21 protein-coding genes are annotated in these 18,363 nt (G+C 64.8%); 9 read left to right on the plus strand and 12 right to left on the minus strand.

Going from position 1 to position 18,363, the window contains the following annotated elements; genetic code table 11:
* Positions 1-348 precede the first annotated feature (348 nt).
* Complete coding sequence (nspC, locus tag N5D48_RS22230) at positions 349-1,446, plus strand: carboxynorspermidine decarboxylase (protein ID WP_279888021.1); 1,098 nt, start codon at positions 349-351, stop codon at positions 1,444-1,446.
* Positions 1,447-1,476: 30 nt separating this feature from the next.
* Positions 1,477-2,721 (plus strand): saccharopine dehydrogenase family protein, encoded by a 1,245-nt coding sequence (locus tag N5D48_RS22235; RefSeq protein ID WP_279888023.1) that lies wholly within the window; start codon positions 1,477-1,479, stop codon positions 2,719-2,721.
* Between the two features lie 78 nt (positions 2,722-2,799).
* Here N5D48_RS22235 and N5D48_RS22240 read toward each other — a convergent pair whose 3' ends face one another.
* The 5 genes from N5D48_RS22240 to N5D48_RS22260 all read right to left on the minus strand — a co-directional run bounded on the left by N5D48_RS22240 (position 2,800) and on the right by N5D48_RS22260 (position 7,798).
* Positions 2,800-3,678 carry a DMT family transporter gene (locus N5D48_RS22240; protein WP_279888025.1) on the minus strand — a complete coding sequence of 293 codons (879 nt, stop codon included), beginning with the start codon at positions 3,676-3,678 and terminating at the stop codon, positions 2,800-2,802.
* Positions 3,679-4,042: 364 nt separating this feature from the next.
* A complete protein-coding gene (locus N5D48_RS22245; protein ID WP_279888027.1) occupies positions 4,043-6,142 on the minus strand; it encodes an EAL domain-containing protein in 2,100 nt (699 codons plus the stop codon).
* 140 nt (positions 6,143-6,282) lie between these two features.
* The gene (locus N5D48_RS22250; protein WP_279888029.1) at positions 6,283-6,783 is read right to left on the minus strand and encodes a GNAT family N-acetyltransferase; all 501 of its coding nucleotides are present in this window, start codon (positions 6,781-6,783) and stop codon (positions 6,283-6,285) included.
* Between the two features lie 42 nt (positions 6,784-6,825).
* Complete coding sequence (locus N5D48_RS22255) at positions 6,826-7,254, minus strand: RidA family protein (protein WP_279888031.1); 429 nt, start codon at positions 7,252-7,254, stop codon at positions 6,826-6,828.
* A 73-nt stretch (positions 7,255-7,327) separates the two neighbouring features.
* A complete protein-coding gene (locus N5D48_RS22260) occupies positions 7,328-7,798 on the minus strand; it encodes an FAD/FMN-containing dehydrogenase (protein WP_279888033.1) in 471 nt (156 codons plus the stop codon).
* 127 nt (positions 7,799-7,925) lie between these two features.
* Here N5D48_RS22260 and N5D48_RS22265 point away from each other — a divergent pair, with 127 nt between their 5' ends.
* On the plus strand, positions 7,926-8,933 hold the full coding sequence (locus N5D48_RS22265) for a GlxA family transcriptional regulator (RefSeq protein ID WP_279888034.1): 1,008 nt from the start codon (positions 7,926-7,928) through the stop codon (positions 8,931-8,933).
* A 92-nt stretch (positions 8,934-9,025) separates the two neighbouring features.
* Here N5D48_RS22265 and N5D48_RS22270 read toward each other — a convergent pair whose 3' ends face one another.
* Positions 9,026-9,571, minus strand: coding sequence for a thioredoxin family protein (locus tag N5D48_RS22270; RefSeq protein ID WP_279888035.1), 546 nt, complete (start codon positions 9,569-9,571; stop codon positions 9,026-9,028).
* Positions 9,561-9,836: a DUF2790 domain-containing protein gene (locus tag N5D48_RS22275; RefSeq protein ID WP_279888037.1), complete on the minus strand. Its 276-nt coding sequence runs from the start codon at positions 9,834-9,836 to the stop codon at positions 9,561-9,563. Before N5D48_RS22275 ends, N5D48_RS22270 begins: the two co-directional genes overlap by 11 nt.
* A 218-nt stretch (positions 9,837-10,054) precedes the next feature.
* Between N5D48_RS22275 and N5D48_RS22280 the strand changes: the two genes are divergently transcribed.
* The 6 genes from N5D48_RS22280 to N5D48_RS22305 all read left to right on the plus strand — a co-directional run bounded on the left by N5D48_RS22280 (position 10,055) and on the right by N5D48_RS22305 (position 14,466).
* Positions 10,055-10,795, plus strand: coding sequence for a response regulator (locus N5D48_RS22280; protein WP_279888038.1), 741 nt, complete (start codon positions 10,055-10,057; stop codon positions 10,793-10,795).
* Positions 10,792-12,078 carry a HAMP domain-containing sensor histidine kinase gene (locus tag N5D48_RS22285; protein ID WP_279888039.1) on the plus strand — a complete coding sequence of 429 codons (1,287 nt, stop codon included), beginning with the start codon at positions 10,792-10,794 and terminating at the stop codon, positions 12,076-12,078. The genes N5D48_RS22280 and N5D48_RS22285 overlap by 4 nt, the downstream gene beginning before the upstream one ends.
* Before the next feature lie 258 nt (positions 12,079-12,336).
* Entirely contained in the window at positions 12,337-13,035 is a 699-nt protein-coding gene (locus N5D48_RS22290; protein ID WP_279888056.1) for an AzlC family ABC transporter permease, read from the plus strand.
* Positions 13,032-13,346 (plus strand): AzlD domain-containing protein, encoded by a 315-nt coding sequence (locus N5D48_RS22295; protein ID WP_279888041.1) that lies wholly within the window; start codon positions 13,032-13,034, stop codon positions 13,344-13,346. Before N5D48_RS22290 ends, N5D48_RS22295 begins: the two co-directional genes overlap by 4 nt.
* The gene (locus N5D48_RS22300) at positions 13,343-14,179 is read left to right on the plus strand and encodes an AraC family transcriptional regulator (RefSeq protein ID WP_279888043.1); all 837 of its coding nucleotides are present in this window, start codon (positions 13,343-13,345) and stop codon (positions 14,177-14,179) included. The genes N5D48_RS22295 and N5D48_RS22300 overlap by 4 nt, the downstream gene beginning before the upstream one ends.
* Positions 14,180-14,238: 59 nt before the next feature.
* Entirely contained in the window at positions 14,239-14,466 is a 228-nt protein-coding gene (locus N5D48_RS22305) for a hypothetical protein (RefSeq protein ID WP_023630605.1), read from the plus strand.
* Positions 14,467-14,559: 93 nt separating this feature from the next.
* Here N5D48_RS22305 and N5D48_RS22310 read toward each other — a convergent pair whose 3' ends face one another.
* From N5D48_RS22310 to N5D48_RS22330, 5 genes are all read right to left on the minus strand, one after another.
* Positions 14,560-15,042, minus strand: a complete 483-nt coding sequence (locus N5D48_RS22310; RefSeq protein ID WP_279888049.1) for a copper chaperone PCu(A)C — start codon at positions 15,040-15,042, stop codon at positions 14,560-14,562.
* On the minus strand, positions 15,043-15,651 hold the full coding sequence (locus N5D48_RS22315; protein WP_279888050.1) for an SCO family protein: 609 nt from the start codon (positions 15,649-15,651) through the stop codon (positions 15,043-15,045).
* A 183-nt stretch (positions 15,652-15,834) separates the two neighbouring features.
* Entirely contained in the window at positions 15,835-16,545 is a 711-nt protein-coding gene (locus N5D48_RS22320; RefSeq protein WP_279888051.1) for a hypothetical protein, read from the minus strand.
* A 115-nt stretch (positions 16,546-16,660) separates the two neighbouring features.
* Positions 16,661-17,245 carry a Fe-S biogenesis protein NfuA gene (nfuA, locus tag N5D48_RS22325; RefSeq protein WP_134691968.1) on the minus strand — a complete coding sequence of 195 codons (585 nt, stop codon included), beginning with the start codon at positions 17,243-17,245 and terminating at the stop codon, positions 16,661-16,663.
* A 57-nt stretch (positions 17,246-17,302) separates the two neighbouring features.
* Positions 17,303-18,328, minus strand: a complete 1,026-nt coding sequence (locus N5D48_RS22330; protein WP_279888058.1) for an acyltransferase — start codon at positions 18,326-18,328, stop codon at positions 17,303-17,305.
* Positions 18,329-18,363 lie beyond the last annotated feature (35 nt).

Here is an 18,363-nt window from a genome sequence, read left to right on the forward strand (position 1 = left end):
TGGCCTGACAGGTTCGGCACGTTGCAACAAATGTAGGAGCGGCCTTGTGTCGCGATGCGCCGCGCGGGCGGCGCTCGATCTGATAGGCGCTGCAACCCTAACGGCGAACACCTGGCCGACTCGCCGATTGGAACCGTCATATTCTTCTGCTCAACTGGCCTCAAAGGAAACAGCCTCGGCCAACGGCACGGGGCCCCGCGCCAGGGTGGGTGCGCCCCGATCTTCCCACGCCCGCGCGACAGCTGCCTGCGCGACTCGGACGAAATGCGCCTCGCGCCCTTTCGTAGCGCGGCAAGTGAAGGCACAATGCGTGTCCTTTTTTTGGCCGGCCTGGCCGGGGGCCTTTAAATGATCAAGACGCCGTACTACCTCATCGATAAAACCAAGCTGCTGGGCAACATGGAGAAGATCGCCTACGTGCGCGAGCACTCCGGGGCCAAGGCCCTGCTCGCCCTCAAGTGCTTCGCCACCTGGTCGGTGTTCGACCTGATGCAGCAGTACATGGATGGCACCACGTCCTCCTCGCTGTACGAACTCAAGCTCGGTCGCCAGAAATTCGCCGGCGAAACCCACGCCTACAGCGTCGCCTGGGCCGACGATGAAGTCGAGGAAATGCTCGAGAACTGCGACAAGATCATCTTCAACTCCATCGGCCAGCTCGAGCGCTTCGCCGAACAGTCCGAGGGCAAGGTACGCGGCCTGCGCGTCAACCCGCAGGTGAGCAGCTCCGACTACCTGCTGGCCGACCCGGCGCGTCCGTTCAGCCGCCTGGGCGAATGGGACCCGGAAAAGATCGAGAAGGTGATCGAGAAGATCTCCGGCTTCATGTTCCACAACAACTGCGAGAACGGCGACTTCGGCCTGTTCGACAAGATGCTGTCGCACATCGAAGAGCGCTTCGGCCATCTGCTGCACAAGGTCGAGTGGGTCAGCCTCGGCGGCGGCATCCACTTCACCGGTGAAGACTATGCGCTGGACGCGTTCTGCGCGCGCCTGAAGGGCTTCTCCGAGAAGTATGGCGTGCAGGTCTACCTGGAGCCGGGCGAAGCCGCGATCACCCAGAGTGCCTCGCTGGAAGTCACCGTGCTCGACACCCTGTACAACGGCAAGCACCTGGCCGTGGTCGACAGCTCGATCGAGGCGCACATGCTCGACCTGCTGATCTACCGCCTGAACGCCAAGATGGCGCCCAACGACGGCGCGCACACCTACATGGTCTGCGGCAAGTCGTGCCTGGCCGGCGATATCTTCGGCGAGTATCAGTTCGACAAGCCGCTGCAGATCGGTGACCGCCTGTCGTTCGTCGACGCCGCCGGCTACACCATGGTCAAGAAAAACTGGTTCAACGGTCTGAAGATGCCGTCGATCGTGGTCAAGCAGCTCGACGGCAGCGTCGAGGTGGTCCGCGAGTTCGGGTTCGAAGACTACGTTTCGAGCCTGTCGTAAGACAGGCTTTCATGAAGGAGAAAAGCGCAATTGAAGAAGAACGTTCTTATCATTGGTGCAGGAGGTGTCGCCAAGGTGGTGGCCCACAAGTGCGCGCAGCATAACGACGAACTGGGTCGTATTGCGATTGCGTCACGGAACATCTCCAAATGCCAGGCCATCATCGACAGCGTCAAGGCCAAGGGTAGCCTCAAGGTACCCGCCGACATCCAGGCCTTCTCGCTCAACGCCCTCGATGTCGAGGCGACCAAGGCACTGATCCGCGAGACCGAATCGCAGATCGTGATCAACGTTGGTTCCGCCTTCCTCAATATGTCGGTGCTGCGCGCCTGCATCGATACCGGTGTCGCTTATCTTGACACCGCGATTCACGAAGAACCGGGCAAGATCTGCGAAACCCCGCCCTGGTATGGCAACTACGAGTGGAAGCACCTCGAGGAATGCCAGCAGAAGAACATTACCGCCATTCTCGGTGTCGGCTTCGACCCGGGTGTGGTGAACAGCTACGCGAAGCTCGCGCAGCAGCAGTATTTCGACCACATCGAATCGATCGACATCCTCGACGTCAATGCCGGGTCCCACGGCAAGTACTTCGCCACCAACTTCGACCCGGAAATCAACTTCCGCGAGTTCACCGGGCAAGTGTGGAGCTGGCAGAACAGCCAGTGGACCAGCAACACCATGTTCGAGGTCAAGCGTACCGACGACCTGCCGGTGGTGGGTTCGCAGAACCTGTACCTGACCGGTCACGACGAGGTGCACTCGATCTCGAAGAACCTGAACGTGCCGAACGTGCGCTTCTGGATGAGCTTCGGCGAGCACTACATCAATGTGTTCACCGTGCTGAAGAACCTCGGCCTGCTCTCCGAGCAACCGGTGAAGACCGCCGAGGGCCTGGAAGTGGTGCCGCTGAAAGTGGTCAAGGCCGTGCTGCCGGATCCGGCCTCGCTGGCCCCGGGCTACACCGGCAAGACCTGCATCGGTGACCTGGTCAAGGGCACCAAGGACGGCCAGCCACGCGAAGTGTTCATCTACAACGTGGCCGATCACGAAGAAGCCTACGCCGAGACCGACAGCCAGGGCATTTCCTACACCGCTGGCGTGCCACCGGTGGCTGCCGCGCTGCTGGTCGCCCGCGGTGAGTGGGACGCCGGCCGCATGGTCAACGTCGAGGAGCTGCCGGCCGAGCCGTTCCTCAAGGCGCTGGACGTGATGGGCCTGCCGACCCGCGTCAAGGATGAAAAAGGCGATCGTCCGTGGGACGCTGAAGCCTGAGCTGCATGATGAAGGGGCGCCGATTGGCGCCCCTTCTGTTTTCAATAGCGCCATCGAAGCGGGCACCGCGTCCGCCGCTCACTTGCGCCGCTGCATCCAGGCGGCAACCAGGCCGCTCAGGCAGATGATGGCGATCCCCACCAGACTGGTGACATCCGGCACCTGGCCGAAGATCACCAATCCCAGCAACCCGGCGAACACGATCTGGCAGTAGCTGAACGGCGCCAGCAGCGCCGGCGCGGCATGACGGAAAGCCTGGGTCAGCAGCAAGTGCGCGGTCATCCCGCAGCCACCCAGGGCCAGCATCGGCAGCACATGTGGCCACTGTGGCGTCTGCCAGAAGAACGGCACCAGCGCCGTCATGACCAGGGTGTTGCACAACCCCGCGTAGAAGTTGCTGGTGGTCGGGCTGTCATGGGCTGCCAGCTTGCGCGTCAGCAACTGGTAGAAGCAGAAGCCCAGCGCCGAACCGAACGGGAACAGGATCGCCGGGGTGAACACCGAACCGCCCGGATGCACCACCACCAGCACGCCGACGAACCCCATCACCACCGCCAGCCACTGGCCAAGACTGACCCGCTCCCTGAGCAGCGGCACCGACAGCGCCGTGACCAGCACCGGGGCCAGGAAGTTGACCGAAGTGGCCTCGGCCAGCGGCAGGTACTGCAGGCCGGCGGTGAACAGCAGGCTGGTGCTGAGCAGGCTCAGCGCGCGCAAGGTCTGCAGCAGCGGGCGCTGAGTGCGCAGCACGGCCAGGCCGGCCTTGGGCAGGAAGATCCCGGCCATCAGCAGGGTATGCACCAGGTAACGGACCCAGACCACCATGATGATCGGATAGATACCGCCAAGAAATTTCGACAGCGCGTCATGGCTGGCGAACAGGAAGGTGGCCATCACCACCAGGGCGATGCCGCGCAGCGGCTGGTTGACTCCGGAAAGCGGCGTACTGGAACTCATGAGGCACTCGGGCAATGGCCCCGGCATGGCGCCCAGGCATGGGCCGATTCTAGAAGGGAACCCATGGGCGCGACAAAGGCTTATGGTCCAATCGGTACATTCTGTTCGCTGATCGACCACTTTCCTGGCGTTCAGGGCGCCCCGGCGGCTGCGACGGCCTTTGACCTAGGGTTTGTACGAAAAGTCGCCGAGCGGCGATCAGGCAAGGCAAAAACAGGCGAGGAACGGTCGGAGTCGCGCTCGACTTTACTGGTTGTAAATGAGCATTCCGAGCCTGTTTTCAACGCAGCATGATCGTCGCGCAGGCACTTTTCGTACAAAGCCTAGCGCCGGATTCGACGGCCCCCGCAGGTTCGCGGCCCGCTCAGGAACACGGCATCAGCTGCGTCAAACGCTCGCTTGCCGGGGCCGGCCTGCCGTAGAAGTAGCCCTGGAAATGCGAGCAGCCCTCGGCCATCAGCCGCTCCATCTGCTCCGCCGACTCCACCCCCTCGGCGGTGGTCTTGATCATCAGACTGTTGGACAGTTCGGTGATCGCGCGAATGATCGACATCGCCTCGCGGCTCTCGCACATGTCGTGAACGAACGACTTGTCGATCTTGATCCGGTCGAACGGGAACGAACGCAGGTAACCCAGCGAGGAGTAACCGGTGCCGAAATCGTCGAGCGAGATCGACACTCCCAGGTCTTTCAGCGCACGCAGCACGCGCACGTTTTCCTCACTGTTGCCCAGCAGCACCGATTCGGTGATTTCCAGCTCCAGGCGCGTGGCCGGCAGGCCCGAATCGGCCAGGGCCAGGGCCACGGTGTGCACCAGGTTGGCGTTCTTGAACTGCACCGGCGAGAGGTTCACCGACACGGTCTGCCCTGTGCCCCAGGTGGCCGCCTCCTGGCACGCCAGGTTGAGCGCGCGGGCACCGATCTCGTGGATCAGACCGGTTTCCTCGGCAATCGGGATGAAGTCCATGGGCATGATCATGCCGCGCGTCGGGTGCTCCCAGCGCAGCAAGGCCTCGTAGCCGGTGACGCTGTTGCTCTGCTGGTCCACCACCGGCTGGTAATGCAGCTGCAGCTGCCCCAGGTGCAGGGCGGTACGCAGGTCGGTTTCCACCAGGCGGCGCTGGCGGGCCGCCACATCCAGCTCGACATGGAAGCACTCGAAGCGATTGCGGCCGTTGCGCTTGGCCTCGTACAGGGCCATGTCGGCATAGCCCAGCAACTGCTCGGCCTGCTCGTGGTCGTCCGGCGCCACGGCCACGCCGATGCTCACCCCCACGCTGAACTGGTGCCCTTCGATATGAAACGGCGGACAGATCGCCTCGATCAGGCGTTGGGCGGTGATGCGCGCGGCCTCGGGCGTTTCCAGCCCGGCAAGGACCACGGCGAACTCGTCACCGCCCAGTCGCGCCAGGGTATCGTGCTCGCGCAACTCGCGACGCAGGCGCTTGCCCAAGGCGCGCAGCAGCTTGTCGCCGAACGCGTGGCCGAGGGTGTCGTTGATGTTCTTGAAGTTGTCCAGGTCCAGGCACAGCGCAGCGGTCAGCTTGCCGTTGTCCTCGCCGCGCAGCAGTGCCTGCTTCAGGCGCTCGTGGAACAACGTGCGGTTGGGCAAACCGGTCAGCGCGTCATGGTGCGCCATGTGGTGGATCTGCGCATGAGCGGCCAGCTCCTCGGTGGCGTCCTCGGCGACGAACAGCACATAGTCGCCCTGCCCTTCGCGGTTTTCGCAGAGCATGGCGCGGCTGCGCAGGGTGCGTGGGCCGCTGGCGGTGTCGACCCGGGTCTCGGCGGCGTAGCCCTTGCCGCTGCGTGCGCCGCGGGCCAGTTGCTGCTCCAGGTATTCGGCCGCCGCCGGCGCCAGGCATTGCTCGGGGAGCTTGCCGATCATGCTCGCGCCCTGGTCGCCGAACAGCCGCTCGGCCTGCTGGTTGGCCAGCAGGATCTGCTGGCTCTGCAGGTCCTGGACGATGACGCTGGCGGGAATGTTGGCGATCACCGAGTCGAGGAACTGCGACAGGGTGGTCATTTCCTGGCTGTACTGCTCGGCAAGCTCCTTGGCCTGCAGCAGCTCCAGCTCGCTCTGGCGGCGCTGGGAAATATCACGGGTGATCTTGGCGAAGCCGATCAGCTGGCCGCTGGCCTCATCCTTGATCGGCTCGATCACCACGCTGGTCCAGAAGTGCGAGCCGTCCTTGCGCTGGCGCACGCCTTCGGCCTGGAAGCGGCCCTCCAGGCGCGCCGTGGCCAGGCTCTGGGCCGGCAGGCCGGCGTCACGGTCCTCGTCGGTGTAGAACACCGAAAAGTGCTGGCCGACGATCTCCTCCGCCAGGTAGCCCTTGGCCCGCTGCGCGCCGGGATTCCAGTTGGCGACGATCCCTTCGGGGGTGAGCAGATAGATGGCGTAGTCCGCCACGCTCTGGATCAACAACCGGTACATCATGTCGGAACTGGGGGCGAGCGGCATGGAATCCACCTGAACCTGCAAAGGCAAGAAAAGGAAACTTCCGGACCGATTATCGGAACAGTCCGAAATTGCAAAGTACTGGCATTATGCCGCCCGATGAAAGATTTTTGTGAAGTCCATCACAAAAAATTCCGATCCCATCAATGCCGCCGCTGCATTACCAGGAAATTGCGCAGCTGTGGTTCATCGTCCAGGTCGATCTCCCGTACCTGGCGCGGCAGGCTGGCCAGCAGTGCCAGGCAGAACGCCAGGGCCGGCGCATCCGCGGGGTAGCAACGCAGCAACCAGTCGCCCTGCCCCTCGCTCAGCACTTGCCGGGCCACGGCAGAGCCGATGCCGAGGCGACGGTACTTCCTGAGAATGAACAGGTCGGCCAGCTCCAGCGCGTCGATGCCGGGCAGCTCGCTACGCTCGACCAGGACGAAGCCGGCAATGAAGCCATCGACCAGCACCAGGCTGGCGTACCAGCCCGGCGACTGCCAGTAGCGCTCGAAATGCGCTTCATGAATGTAGAAACGCCCGTCCACTTCGACATCCTCCTGCTCCCAGTCGGAAGACTCGTAGGCGTAGAACTGGTAAAGGTTGCGGACCAGATCGACGTGCTCAGGGCCGGCCTGGAGCAGCTCGATAGTGACGGACATGCAGGGTGCTCGGAAAAGTCGGAGGCGCGAGTCTACACCGTTTCATGCCACCGCATCCTGTGGCAGCGCCGCCACCGCATCGATCTCCACCAGCATCCCGTCCAACGCCAGACGCGGCACCGGGATCAGCGTGCAGGTCGGCGTCATCCTGCCGTCCCAGGCCCGTTGCGCCTCGGCCACCCACTCGCGCAAGCGCGCCTCGGAGTGATCGACCACCAGCAGGGTGAGCTTGCACACCTGCGCCAGGGTGGCGCCCCGGGAGGCCAGGGCAATCTTCAGGTTCACCAGGGCCTGGCGCGCCTGCTCGTCGAAACGCATCGACAGCCTGCCCTGCAGGTCTTCCCCACCCTGCCCGGCGACATACACCAGGCGGCTGCCGGCGCGCACCTCGGCAACATGGGAATAGGCATTGGCGCTGGGGTCGTAGAGGCCTTCGGGATTGCAGAGTTCGAACGCGGCGGGCACAGACATGGTGTCGCTCCATCATTGATTGGCAGGAGCGAGCGAGTATCGAACCTCAGGTTAAGTCGAGGTCAAGCCCGGGTCAGTCGATCACCGCTTGCGCCAACGCCTCTTCCAGCGCCCGGGCATCGACATACTCCCTGCGCCCCACCAGCACGCCGTTGTCCAGCGCCAGCCACAGCACCTTGCCTTCGGCGCCGTCGTAGCGACTGGCAACCCGGCCTTCGCGATCCAACAACACCCGGTAGCCATAGTCGCGCATGGCCGGAATGGCGAACAGCTTGCTGATCAGTACCGGCATGCGCTGGATATCGGCGACGAAGGCCGCGTGGCGAGCTTCCAGGTAACCCTCGGGGCGCTTGGCCATGGCCGCTTTCATCAGCTTGGCAGCGTCCATGTCCCGGGCCACCAGCAGGATGCGCGTATCGGGGCCAAGGCTGTAGGGCTGGTCATGCTGGTCGAGCAGGGTCCAGGAGGCGAGCGCCTCACCCGGCTGCACGGCCTGGGCCAGTAACGGGAGCAGGCTGAGCAGCAATGCGGCAGCGTATTTCATGGTGATCGGGATCCTGGTGGCTTGGCGAGGTCGCCAGCATAGCCCAAAGGATGGGGCGATCCCGCGGTTGTCTTTCCCCCCTCTGCGACGCACACTCATCCCCGCCAGCCAGGAAGCGGAGTCCGCAGTGCCCACGCCACGTCAGTTCAGCAAGAAGACCAGCACCAGCAACATGCTGCGGCTCAAGTCCACCGACGCCAGCCTCCAGCGCGCCTACCGGGTCGACTTCATCCTGCTCGAACACTTTTCCATGGCCAGCTTCACCGTGGCCATGGACGTGCTGGTCACGGCCAACCTGCTGCGCGCGCAGAGCTTCGCCTTCACCCCGTTGTCGCTGGCGGGCGACCGCGTGCTCAGTGACCTGGGCCTGGAGCTGGTCGCCACGGCGTTCGATCCACGGAGCTTGCCGGACGTCGACCTGCTGGTGATCTGCGGCGGCCTGCGCACGCCGCTGAAGTACCCCGATCTGGACCGCCTGCTGGGTGATTGCGCCAGTCACGGCATGACGCTTGGCGGTCTGTGGAACGGCGCCTGGTTTCTCGGTCGCGCCGGGGTGCTCGACGACTATGGCTGCAGCGTGCATCCCGAGCAGCGCGCCAGCCTGGCCGAGATCAGCCCGCAGACCCGCATCACCCCGGCCAGTTTCACCCTCGACCGCGACCGCCTGAGCGCTGCCAGCCCCAACGGCGCCATGGAACTGATGCTCGGCCTGGTGCGCCGCCAGCATGGCGACGCCCTGGCCGAGGGGGTCGAGGAGATCCTGTCGTTCTCCGGCGCGCGATACCGCCAGGTCGGGCCGGGGGCGAAAAAGTCCATGAGCCTGCACCTGCGCACCATCGTCGAGCTGATGGAGAACAACCTCGAGGAGACCTTGAGCCTCGACCAGCTGGCAGCCTATTCAGGGCGCTCGCGGCGGCAGATCGACCGTTTGTTCCAGGCCCAGCTGGGCACCTCGCCCCGGCGTTACTACATGGAGCTGCGCATCACCAAGAGTCGACGCCTACTGCAGTATTCGGACCTGTCGGTGATGGAGGTCGCGGTGGCCTGCGGATTCGTTTCGGTGTCGCACTTCAGCAAGTGCTACGCGGCCTATTTCGGCTATCCACCGTCGCGCGAGCAACGGCTGGGGGAGTGAATCCGCCTCGCGGGACAAGCCCGCTCCCACGCCGTCTGCCAACCTGCGTGGGAGCGGGCTTGCCCCGCGATAGGGCCGACACGAACAACAGATCACCCTTGCTCATTCAACAACGCCTGAATCACCCGTTCCTGTCCTGCATAATCGCCCTCGCCAAAATGCACATGGCGCACCTGTCCCTTGCGATCGACAAAGTAATGCGCTGGCCAGAACTGATTGCCCCAGGCGTTCCAGATCCGGTAGTCGTTGTCCACCGCCACCGGGTAGGCGATGCCCAGCTGCCGCACCTGGGCCCGGACATTGCCCAGGTCGTGCTCGTAGTCGTATTCCGGCGTATGCACCCCGACCACCACCAGCCCCTGCCCGGCGTAACGTCGCGCCCAGTCGTTGACATGGGGCAGGCTGCGCCGGCAGTTGCCGCAGTCGTAGGTCCAGAAATCCACCAGCACCACCTTGCCCCTGAGCGCCGGGGTGTCCAGCGGCGGCGAGTTGAGCCACTGCTCGGCCCCCGCCAGGGACGGCATGGGACCGTAGCTGTCCCGGGCCAGCAGGTGACCGGCCAAGCCAAGCCCGATCAGGGCCAGGGCGACGCCGCCGGCCTTGAGCAGGCGGCGCCGGACGCGCACCTCAATTGTCATGGCAGGCACTGGTGGCGTAGGAGCGGTACTCGACACTCTGTGGCTTGCCCTGGGAATCGAGGTAGTCCATGCGCGTGTTGACCACGCCGCAGGCATGCTGCGGGTCATTCTTCACCGCCACCACCTTCTGTATGTCCAGGTGATCACCGTAGCGGTACTGCATCACGCTGGCATCGTTCAGCGAACTGTTGCTGGCCTGGGCAGTGATGGCGCCAAGGCCGAGTACGGCGAACAAGGTGGCGCTGGCGAAAGTCTTGAAGTTCATGGCGTGTCTCCTGATGCGAGGTCTTGGCATGGGGAACGTCACTCCCCGGTCGAGAGCCATTTCACGCCTGCCAGGTATCGGGCTTGTGTCCGTCGCCGGGGGGATGTGCCTGCGCCTGTATCTGCACCGCCAGCAGATACACTGCAATACAAAGCACGGCAGGCAAGCCCGGATTCGCTCGGTACACTGCGCCCACCACCCCGAACAAGGACACCCCGATGGAACACGTCGATCACATCCTGGTCGTCGATGACGACCGCGAGATCCGCGAGCTGGTCGGCAACTACCTGAAGAAGAACGGCCTGCGCACCAGCATCGTCGCCGATGGCCGGCAGATGCGCGCCTTCCTCGAAAACAACGCCGTCGACCTGATCGTGCTGGACATCATGATGCCCGGCGACGACGGTTTGCTGCTGTGCCGCGAACTGCGCGCCGGCAAGCACCGCAACACGCCGGTATTGATGCTCACCGCGCGCAACGACGAGACCGATCGCATCATCGGCCTGGAGATGGGCGCCGACGACTACCTGACCAAGCCCTTCTCCGCCCGCGAACTGCTCGCGCGGATCAACGCCGTGCTGCGCCGCACACGCATGCTGCCACCGAACCTGACCATCAGCGAAAGCAGCCGGCTGATCGCCTTCGGCCCCTGGCGCCTGGACACCACTGCTCGCCACCTGCTCGACAGCGAAGGCACCCTGGTGGCGTTGTCCGGTGCCGAGTACCGCCTGCTGCGGGTGTTTCTCGACCACCCGCAACGCGTGCTCAGCCGCGAGCAGTTGCTCAACCTCACCCAGGGTCGCGAGGCGGACATCTTCGACCGCTCGATCGACCTGCTGGTCAGTCGCCTGCGCCAGCGTCTGGGCGACGATGCCCGTGAACCCACCTGCATCAAGACCGTGCGCAGCGAAGGCTATGTATTCTCGCTGCCCGTGCAGTTGCTGGAGTCGCCGGCATGAAATGGCCCGGCACCCTGGCCTCGCGCCTGGCCCTGATCTTCTTCACCGGGCTGGTGCTGGCCTACGGCCTGTCGTTCAGCCTGCAGGCCTACGAACGCTATGTGAGCAGCCGCTCGATGATGCTCAGCAATCTGGAGCTGGATGTCGCGACCTCGGTGGCCATTCTCGATCGCCTGCCCGCCACCGAGCGCCCTGCCTGGCTGCCACGCCTGGAGCGGCGCACCTACCGCTACCGCCTCGACGGCGGCCTGCCCGGCGAGGCCATGCCCAGCGCCGACCCGCCGATGGCCGCCGAATCCATCGTCAAGGCCATCGGCGACCGCTACGCGCTGACCTTCCAGGAGATCCCCGGCCCCAACGCCCATTTCCAGGCCCACCTGCGCCTGGCCGATGGCGCGCCGCTGACCATCGACGTCACCCCCGCCGCCGTGCCGGTGGCCACCTGGCTGCCGGTGGTGCTGCTGATCCAGCTGGCGGTGCTGCTGGCCTGTACCTGGCTGGCCGTTCGCCTGGCGATCGGCCCGCTGACTCGCCTGGTCCGGGCCGTGGACACCCTCGACCCGAACAGCCCCGGCCCGCTGCTGGACGAAAGCGGCCCGCGCGAGGTGCGCTACGCCGCCGTGGCCTTCAATGCCTTGCAGGCGCGTATCGCCGCCTACCTCAAGGAGCGCATGCAACTGCTCGCGGCGATCTCCCATGACCTGCAAACCCCGATCACCCGCATGAAGCTGCGGGTCGAGCAGATGGACGACGGCATGGAGCGCGACAAGCTGTGGCACGACCTCGATGCCATGGAACACCTGGTGCGCGAAGGCGTGGCCTATGCCCGCAGCATGGACAGCAGCACCGAGGCGCCGTGCCGGGTCAATCTCGATGCCTTCCTCGACAGCCTGGTGTTCGACTATCAGGACAGTGGCGCGCAGGTCGACCGGCACGGCAGCGCCCAGGCAACCCTGGAGACCCGCCCGCACGCCCTGCGCCGCGTGCTGGTCAACCTGGTGGACAACGCCCTGAAGTTCTCCGGCGCCGCGCAGCTGGAAGTCGGGTGCGAGGACGGCAGGACGTTGATTCGCGTGCTCGACAACGGGCCAGGGATACCTGAAGCGGAGCTGGACGATGTGCTCAAGCCGTTCTACCGGGTCGAGGGCTCGCGCAACCGCAGTACCGGCGGCACTGGGTTGGGGCTGGCGATCGCCCAACAGCTGACCCAGGCCATGGGGGGCAGCCTGACCTTGAGCAACCGCGCCGAAGGCGGGCTGTGCGCGCAGGTCGAGCTGCGCTGAATCGACAATCGCGGCCTGCGATCAGGCGCTCCCCTGTAGGAGCGGCCTTGTGTCGCGAAAGGGCCGCAGAGCGGCCCCGGCAATCTCCGCTGCGAAGCTGGAATCCTGGGGCTGCTTTGCAGCCCTTTCGCGACACAAGGCCGCTCCTACAGGAATTGCGCAAGGCCTGGGGAGAGGCGACAACAAAGCAAGATCGTTCAAGCCACCCTCTGACCTGTCTGGCATGCTGGCCTGCCCCGTCGATTCGTTGCCATGCCCATGTCCAGCCCGCCTATCGCCCGCCAAGCCTTCCTCCACGGCGCCATCGCCATCCTGCCGCTGTCGCTGGCCGTCGCCCCCTGGGGGTTGCTCGCCGGCTCCATGGCCATCGAGGCCAATCTCAGCGCCTGGCAAGGCCAGGGCCTGTCGGCCATCGTCTTCGCCGGCGCCGCGCAGCTGGTAGCCATCGGCATGCTCAAGGGCGGCGCCAACCTGTTCTCGATCCTGCTCACCACCTTGCTGCTGACCTCGCAGCACCTGCTCTACGGACTGTCCATGCGCCCTGTGCTGTCCGGCCTGCCAACCCGCTGGCGACTGGGCCTGGGCTTCCTGCTCACCGACGAATTCTTCGCCCTGACCAGTCACCACGACCAGCAGCAGTTCAACCGCTGGTACGCCCTGGGGGTCGGTCTGACCTTCTATGTCGCGTGGAACCTGTTCACCCTGGCGGGCATCGTCCTCGGCCAGAACATCCCGCATCTGGACCAGCTGGGCCTGGACTTCTCCATCGTCGCCACCTTCGTCGCCCTGATCGCGCCACTGGTGCGCAACCTGCCGACCGTGGTGTGCGTGGCGGTGTCGCTGTTCTGTTCGGTGCTGTTCAGCTACTGGCACTGGGAAACCGCGCTGGTGGTGGCCGGGTTGCTGGGCATGGCCGCCGGATTCGTCTGCCAGAAATTCTCCGGGGGTCGCTCATGATCTGGCTGCTGATCGTCGCCATGGGCGTGGTGGTATTCCTCAACCGCTACGCCTTCCTCGAACCACGCCTGCCGCTGCGCCTGAGCTCCAATGCGCGGCAGTTCCTCGGCTTCGCCGTGCCCGGCATGCTCACGGCCATCTGCGGGCCGATCATCTTCCTGCCCGGCCACCAGCTCGACCTGAACCCGCTGAACCCCTACCTGCTGGGGGCACTGGTCGCCATCGCCCTGGTGCTGTTGACCCGCAGCGTGTTGCTGAGCATGCTGGCAAGCATGCTGATCTTCTTCCTCCTGCGCAGCTGGCTGGCATGACCACGCCCCTGCGCGAACAGGCCCACCTGTGGCAGGCGCCCGCCCTCGGCGACGTCGAGATGCTGCACGCCCGCTACATCCAGCAGCGCTTCGCCCCGCACGTGCATGAAGGCTATGTGTTCACCGTGATCGAATCCGGCGCCCAACGCTTCTGGCACCGTGGTAGCGAGCACCTGGCGCCGGTGGGCAGCATGGTGCTGATCAATCCCGACGAGCTGCACACCGGCGCCACCGCCCATGAGGCCGGTTGGCGCTACCGTGGTTTCTACCCCGAGCATGAACGGGTCACCGGCGTGCTCGACGAGCTGGAGCTGGGTCGCCATGGCATGCCCCGGTTCAAGGACAGCGTGATCCAGGACCCGGCCCTGGCCGCCGCCTTCAGCCAGCTGCACCAGCTCTCCGAGGCCAATGCCAGCGCACTGGAGCAACAGACCGCCTGGCGCCACGCGGTCCTGGCGCTGGTGCAGCGCCACGGCCACTGCGCCGAGCCTTCCGCCCCCGGCAACGAACCGCTGGCCGTGGCCCGGGCCCGCGAATTGCTGGAAAGCCAACTGGCCGACCCGCCCTCGCTGGAGACGCTGGCGGCGGCGGTGAACCTGTCCCCTTTCCATTTCGCCCGGGTGTTCCGCCAGGCCACCGGCCTGCCGCCGCATGCCTGGCTCAAGCAGCGCCGCCTGGCCCGCGCCAGGGAGTTCCTGAGAAGTGGCCTGCCTGCGCTGGAGGTCGCCTTCGCCCTGGGCTTCGCCGATCAAAGCCATCTCACCCGACAGTTCAAGCAAGCCTATGGCGTCACGCCGGGGGCCTACCGCCAGGCCTGCCTGAGCCTGGCGTGACCCGCATGCAGGCTGGCGCGCCGCTGCTACACTCAAGGGGCTGAATGGAGGATCGGGTCATGTCCGAACGAGAAATCACCACGCTCCTGTCGCTGATGAGCCAGCGTCAGGCCTGCCTGAGCAGCGCCTGCAAGGAGATCGCCGACTGGATCGACCGGCAGGGCGACGTGCCCGCCGCCGGCAAGATCCGCGCCAGCCTCAAGGCGCTGGAGGCGGAGGACGCCCAGGTGCGCAAGACCCTGACGTCGCTGAACATCGAACGGCCGCTGCCACGCTTTCGTAGCTGACAGGGGCTGCTTTACAGCGCTTTCACGGCGCAAGGCCGCTCCTGCAGGGGGCTACGACCTCCTGTAGGAGCGGCCTTGCGCCGCGATCCACTATCAGTGGTTCATGTGCATGTGGTCGTGCCCTGCGCCAGCCTCGGCGTTGAGCGCGCGCACCTCTGCCTGTACCTGCACGGTTTCCTTCGCGCCCTTGGCATCCACGATGGTCAGGGTCAGCGGCACCTTCTCCCCTTCCTTCACCTGCTGGTTCAGGCCCATCAGCATCACGTGGTAACCATTGGGATCCAGGACGACAGGCTTGCCTGCCGGAAGCGCGATGGCATCGACCGGCCCCATCTTCATCACATCACCGTTCATGACCATCTCATGAACCTGGACGTCCTTGGCCACGGGCGAAGCGACGCTCACCAGCTTGCTGTCGCCGCTGGCGGTCAGGGTCATGAAGGCGCCGGTGGACTGCTGGTGCGCCACGCTGGCGCGCACCCAGGCATCGCTCACGGTGGTCTGGGCGAAGGCAGGCAGGCTCAGGCCCAGCAGCGCCAGGGCGGCCAGGCCGCGTTTGATCGGTTGCATCGACATTCAGCAGATCTCCATCAGGGTGGCCAGGTCTTCGGCGCATTCCTTGGCGTTCAGGGAATGGCCCAGGCTCAGGCGCAGGGTGCCACGTGTGTCATAGACGTAGCTGGTGGACGAGTGAGAGATGGTGTAGGTGTCGCCGGCCGGGACCTTTTCGTAGAACACCTTGAACTCCCTGGCCACCTCGGCGATTTCCTCGGGGGTGCCGGTCAGGGCGATGATCGACGAGTCGAAGGCCTTGACGTAGGCATCGAGCACTTCAGGGGTATCACGCTCCGGGTCCAGGGTGATGAACACCGGCTGGAAGATCTCCTGGTCGCGCCCCCGGAGCATCTTCTTGATCTGCACCACGCGCGCCAGCGCGGTCGGGCAGACCGCCGGGCACTGGGTGAAACCGAAGAAGATCATCGGCATCGAACCGTAGAAGCTCGACAACGTGCAGTCGTTGCCGCGAGTGTCCTTGAGCTTGAACTTGCGCCCGAGGATTTCGTTGCTCATGTTCTTGCCGTACTTGAACTCCAGGCCCCGGGCCGGGTTGCAACCCGCCAGCAGGCCAAGCCCCAGTACGCCCATCCCGGCGACTACCGCGCGCCGGGTCAACAGATCAGTCATGGAACCATCCTTTACAGGGAAGGTGCCGACCCCTGGGATGGGCCGGCCAGAAAACCGGGGCATTCTGTCACGCCCCCCCCGCACCATCCACCCGACAAAGGCCCGATCGGGCTGCAGCCCTTTGTTTACGGGGCGCGACCTGTTGTCGCAGGGCTTGAATCCGTAACACTTTGTTGCTAGGGATCAGTGCTCGACGACCTGGGCAGCGTTCAGCCGCCCGGCCACACGTGGGCAACCGTTGAGTTCCACGGCATGCTCCCAGTACTCACGCCGCTGCGGCGAGTCACCACGGCCTGCCTTGTAGCCCAGCAATCGATAGAGCTCGGCCTGGTAAGCGGTGGCATCGCCCCATTGCAAGCGGTTGTCCTTGAAATTCGGCTTGAAGCATTCGAAACCGACAGCCGGCTGCGGGTAATAGCGGGCAAACTGTGGCAATTCGGCCAGTGCCTTGCGCAGGGCAGGCAGGTAGGACGGGCCATCCACGTAGCCAATGCAGTCAGTGTTCACCCGTAGCGCCGCAGGCGCGAAGCCTTGCTCCAGGCTATCGGTCAGCAGCTTGCAGGTCATGGCCGTGTCCGCCGACGGCTCATAGGCGAAGTAGTAGAGCGCCAAGCGATACTGGGCCACGGCATGGCCCCGGGCCGCCGCCTGTTGCAACCGCGCCAGCGCCGGATCGCGCTCCTTGCGAAACGCCGCGACATCCGCTTCGAGGGCCGACGCTGGCGTACCCGCCAGCGAACGCTCGGCCAACGCGAGCAACCGCGGCTCCAGCGCATCCAGTGTCGCCACTGCCGCACGATACTGCTCGTCACTGCCGGCCGGCGGCTGGTAACTGGCCCAGGCCTGCGCGCAGGCCAGGGACAACGGAACTACAAACGCGTGCAGGGATTTCATACCGAGCGTCCTTGTTCAGAAAATCAGCGAGAGGCTCAACGCATCGCGGGGCAAGCCCGCTCCCACGCTCTGGTTCAAGCGTGAAGCAGGCTTGCCCCGCGATGGGGAAACCGCCTTAGTAGTAGGCGTTTTCCTTGTTGCTGTGGTCGGTCACGTCGCGCACGCCCTTGAGCTCGGGAATGCGCTCGAGCAGGGTGCGCTCGATGCCTTCCTTGAGGGTCACATCGGCCTGGCCGCAACCCTGGCAACCACCCCCGAACTGCAACACGGCGATGCCGTCGTCGACCACGTCCACCAGGCTCACGGCGCCGCCGTGGCTGGCCAGACCGGGATTGATCTCGGTCTGCAGGTAATAGTTGATGCGCTCGTTGATCGGGCTGTCTTCATTGACCATCGGCACCTTGGCGTTCGGCGCCTTGATGGTCAGCTGGCCGCCCATGCGGTCGGTGGCGTAGTCCACCAGCGCGTCCTCGAGAAACGGCACGCTGACCGCGTCGAGGTAGGCGGTGAAACTCTTCAGGCCCACCGGCTCGTCGTCGGGCTTCTCTTCGCCCGGCTTGCAGTAGGCGATGCAGGTCTCGGCGTACTGGGTGCCCGGCTGGGTGATGAAAATACGGATGCCGATGCCAGGCGTGTTCTGCTTGGAGAGCAGATCGGCCAGGTAATCATGGGCGGCGTCGGTAATGGTTATAGCGCTCATGGAAGTTCCTCACAGACTTGCCGGCAGTGTACGCCAACCCGGCCCCCGAACAAAGTCCTAGCATTTGACTCGGGAAAGCGCCGGCGCTGGCGTCGGCGCCGCGAACCAGGCCTTGAGCCGCCAGTACAGGCCACGTTCCAGCCATTGGTAGCTGAGCCACGACATTAGTCCGATTGACGGCACGCACAAGGCGAACACCAGGTAGGGGTTCAGGCTCAGCCACTCACGCACGAACAGTCCGGCATACAACACCAGGACGTGAATCAGGTACACCGAATAGGAGCAGTCACCCAGCGCCTTGAGCACTCGGTTGCCCTTGAAGCACGGTTCCAGGGCAATGAACGCCAGTACCACCAACGCACTGGGCAGTCCCCAGTGCAACAGGCGCTGGGAGGCATCCAGGTGGTAGAGGGCGAAACCGGCCACGCCCAGCAGCAACAGCGGCAACCATGACCCTCCGCGGATCAGTCCGCGGCGATAGAGCACGCCCAGGCCGATGCCCAGCAGGAACTCGTAGACGATGTCGTTGTTGTAGAAGCGACTGAGCACGCCCAGGCGCCCCAGCACTTCGCTGACCAGCAGCAGCGCCGCGGTCACCAGCAGCAGGTGATGACGTTGGCGCACCAGGAAGGCCAGGCCGAACAGCAGGTAGAAGAACATCTCGAAGTTCAGCGTCCAGCCGACATTGAGCGTTGGATACAAGCCGTAGCCACCTGGGTTCTCTGCGGGAATGAACAGCAGCGACAGCAACAGGTGCTGCCACTCGAACACCTGGTGCGGCATCCAGCGACTGGCGATCAGCGTCAGCACGGCCATCAGCAGGGTGTAGAACCAGTAGGCGGGCACGATGCGCAGGGCGCGGTTGAGCAAAAACTGTGCGGGCGCGATGTCCTTGTCGCGGGTCGAGAGGTAGATCACCAGGCCGCTGATGACGAAGAAGATGTCCACCCCCACCGCGCCGCGGTCGGCGAGCAGTTGGCCGAGGGGGCCGGTGGCGTTGAAGTCGAAGAAGATCTGCATGAAGTGGTGGCAGACCACCACCCAGGCGGCGAATGCCCGGAGAGCCTGAAGCGAGTACAGCATGAAAAACCCTGCGTTGACCGGTGCGTTGAGGCTTC

Origin of the sequence: Pseudomonas sp. GD03858 (assembly GCF_029840925.1) — a bacterium.
Taxonomy (GTDB): Bacteria; Pseudomonadota; Gammaproteobacteria; order Pseudomonadales; family Pseudomonadaceae; genus Aquipseudomonas.